The organism is Microcoleus sp. S13_B4 (assembly GCF_036700885.1).
GTDB lineage: Bacteria > Cyanobacteriota > Cyanobacteriia > Cyanobacteriales > Microcoleaceae > Microcoleus.
In genome coordinates this window covers 257,373-260,522 of record NZ_JAUBPU010000003.1, presented here as the reverse complement: position 1 = coordinate 260,522, position 3,150 = coordinate 257,373, and the positions used below count along the sequence as shown (strand labels likewise).

The following is a 3,150-nucleotide window of genomic DNA, read 5'->3' as shown; positions in this document are numbered from 1 at the left end:
CTTCCTCTCTCAAGGCTTTTTGTAGTTTCTCTATTTGTTGGGGATTGAGATGGTTTTTAGCTGGCATTTTTGTAGAGGTTGACTAAACTCATTTTTTATTATACCCTATTTAAAGGCACAACAGCTTAACTGACATCAACAGAATGAAAATTCTGTGCAGAAGCTTGTTTAAACCCTTGTTCCACCTGATGGTAGAGAGTGCGGTGATTTTCCTTGAGTGCCAGAACATAATCAGCTTTCTTGTCGATAATTTTTTTGGCCATCTCGGTCTGTGTCCCCATGACATCAATGGTTATAATAGAGCCTGTAGTATCTAGTAATTCTAATAATGTTGGAAGAGCAGTAATCTCATTAGATTTATCTTCTACCTTCCTCTGTGCCACAGCTAAATTTTGTTGGCTGGCAAGGGCACTAATCACGTGTAGTGCTGATGAACTGCGATTACAGTCGTAAGAACCCCTAATCGCCTTTCCGTCTATGGGAATTATCTCTCCTTTCATCTTTGTAACCAGAGTTTTTACCCATTGCAAGAAACAACGATTCAATTCCTCTGGGTTGATGAACTCAAATACCCGTCGGAAGGTGTCATCTAAGGGGATTCCATTGGGTAATGCCAAACACTTTTGTAACCACTGTTGCTTGCTGAACCGGTAATTTTCTATGTCTTCCCATCCTTGCGCTCCGGCTATGGCTGCGAGAATCGCAATTATCACAATGTCTGGGAGTTGATGTTTCTTAGTCCGCTCTACTCTTGGGTCTTTGATGTCTCCAAAATCGTCCACTAAGCTCTGTTGAGTAGCTCCAATGGATGCTACTTCTGTAGGCTTTCTCTGAGGAAGAAAACTTGTCTTTGTCTCGGCAGATTTAGTATCAAATCCTTCAGACATAAAACTTAATTTTTGAGTTTTACAACGTCCGTCTTCTTGTTATCACACTTATCTTGCTTTGATGTCAAGTTCATATTATACCAGGTCACTTATCCTGATATCGTTGGATTTGTCAAGTTCATATTATACCAAATTAGATGAGCTTACCCTCGGTATGTAATGGATTAAAGTAAAGTGGGAAATTCTGCTGTTGATAACGGCATTCCATTTGGGAGTGACTTCTGTGAGGGCCCAAACCCATCACTATCGATACCCATCACTATCGGTCTAAACTCTGATTAAAAGTATCGGTTTCTCTGCTTAACGAATTTTGTGCGATCGCAGTCAGTGTATTTGCTCTCCAAAAGCATGGGATAGTGTAGAATCCAACAACCAACTACTGCAAATGTCCGGGTCTAATCCGCCAACATCTTCTGTGCCGCTGTCCCTGGAACAAGCACTCAAACATTTTTTTGGCTATGACTCTTTGAGCCCGGGCCAGCAGGAAATTGTCGAAGCTGTTTTACGAAAACGGGAGATGATGATTGTCCTGCCGACGGGCGGTGGCAATTCTTTGTATTTTCAATAGTAGAGACTATTTATGGGAGGAAGGCTACTCTTTGGCACATCTTAGCCATATCATCTGTTATTTAGTTCACCCTACTTCATGCGGTTTCACCTGAGTTCGGCTCAATCAACGCCATTGCTAGTAATTGAGCAGCCTGCACGTTACTCATTGCGACTTCCCAAATGCCTTTTGCACAATAGCTGTAAAAGTCACGAACAGGTAGAAACAATGAAAGCTACTGGTAAGGTGTATACAATTGATTTGGCTGGTAATCAGTATCAAAGCCCTCGCTACTTGCAAAGTCGGGCCAGGATTAACTCGCTCATCGACCATTATATGTCATTGGAAGTTTTGAGCGATCGACTTTCCAATCTGCCCCAGCAATTTTCCGCCCCGCATCCCCGCCCTTGGGACCCCATAGATTGGCAAGGAATCAATCGCGACCAAATTATTGGTGTCAAGCCAGAAATCTTTTTGCAAATATTGGCAAGTGCGGCAGAAATTGAAGCCCCCATCCGCAGCTACGGTAGAGAAAGTTGGTGCTACTTACAGCATATTTACCCGCAAATGGCGCGGTTTATGGGAGGAATTTTTGATGCAAATGGTAACATTTTAGAGATTGGTGTCTGGGAAAAAGAAGAACGCCAACATTGCCCGACATTTAGGAAAATTTACCAGCAACTTACAGCCGAAAAACTGCAAGTTAAACCCAATTCTGTGAATGGCTGTCAATCCACAGGTGACGCTTGGCAAGATACCTACAAACACGTGATTAGTCGTCTGAGTACCGAGTGGGGAGCTACTTCTGTTTATTTATGGTTGATGGTACACTCAACAGGAGCGTTGCAACAGGCAATTTCCCAGCCTTTACAGGATGAAATCAATCATTTGGCTAAGTTTTGGGGTTTCAGCCGCTGGGCATTCTCCCAGAGTTATTTCAATCAACTAAAAGGCTCTACCAAAAACCTGATTGCTTTGCTGAAACACCATCAGATTGAACGCACGCACGGTAACGATGTGTTTAATACTTCACTTAGTCTCAAACAGCTTTCTTTGGTGTTGGAATTGACTTTTACATTTACGCGAGTGATGGTGCGTTTGCGGCGCTGGAACCGCGAGCTCAGTCGCAGTTATCTCAGACATTTGTTTGGTACTGCACCGATGGTTGATGCACCGCGCCGTGTCGCTTAAATATGATTTACGCGAGGGAGCAATTTTTACACTATTTGTGGGGATAAGGTGGGGTGTGCTTCGCCCTACAGATAGTGTCTGTGGCTAAGTGCTGTTAACAAAATAAAACCAGAATTGCCAAATTAAACGATCGCACTTCAGAGACAATTGAAATTAAAAGGTACTATAAATCATGCAAATTACGATCGACCTTCCCGACAATCTCCCCCTAACAGAAGCTGATGTGCGAATAGAATTGGCGATCGTACTTGATCGGCAGCACAGCCGCGACTGAAACATTTAAGTGCGATCGGGCGTCATTTTCAACTTTTATGGTTTAGTTTCTGGTTCCCACTTACAGATAGACTCTGGCGAAAGAGGACAAGTCTTGGGTGCGATCGGATTTCCGCTGAGATGGAGTTCAGTCAGCTTAGTTAAGGATTGCAACGGTTTGATGTTGTTGATTTGATTGTTTTCGAGGTCGAGAATAATCAGGTTAGTCAAGGATGCTAGCGGTTTAATGTCGTTGATTTGATTTTCGCCGAG

4 protein-coding genes are annotated in these 3,150 nt (G+C 43.1%); 2 read left to right on the top strand and 2 right to left on the bottom strand.

Translation table 11 applies throughout. The annotated features are described in order from the left end of the window. Positions 1–125 precede the first annotated feature (125 nt). Positions 126–887 (bottom strand): ISAs1 family transposase, encoded by a 762-nt coding sequence (locus tag QT994_RS03890; protein WP_445243864.1) that lies wholly within the window; start codon positions 885–887, stop codon positions 126–128. Positions 888–1,272: 385 nt separating this feature from the next. Between QT994_RS03890 and QT994_RS03885 the strand changes: the two genes are divergently transcribed. Together QT994_RS03885 and QT994_RS03880 are read left to right on the top strand one after the other, a co-directional pair. After that, positions 1,273–1,455 carry a hypothetical protein gene (locus QT994_RS03885; protein WP_333171929.1) on the top strand — a complete coding sequence of 61 codons (183 nt, stop codon included), beginning with the start codon at positions 1,273–1,275 and terminating at the stop codon, positions 1,453–1,455. A 207-nt stretch (positions 1,456–1,662) separates the two neighbouring features. Beyond that, the gene (locus QT994_RS03880) at positions 1,663–2,625 is read left to right on the top strand and encodes a hypothetical protein (RefSeq protein ID WP_333171927.1); all 963 of its coding nucleotides are present in this window, start codon (positions 1,663–1,665) and stop codon (positions 2,623–2,625) included. Between the two features lie 309 nt (positions 2,626–2,934). Here QT994_RS03880 and QT994_RS03875 read toward each other — a convergent pair. Beyond that, positions 2,935–3,150, bottom strand: a 216-nt coding sequence (locus QT994_RS03875) for a leucine-rich repeat domain-containing protein (RefSeq protein ID WP_333171925.1), incomplete at its 5' end; no start/stop codon positions are given.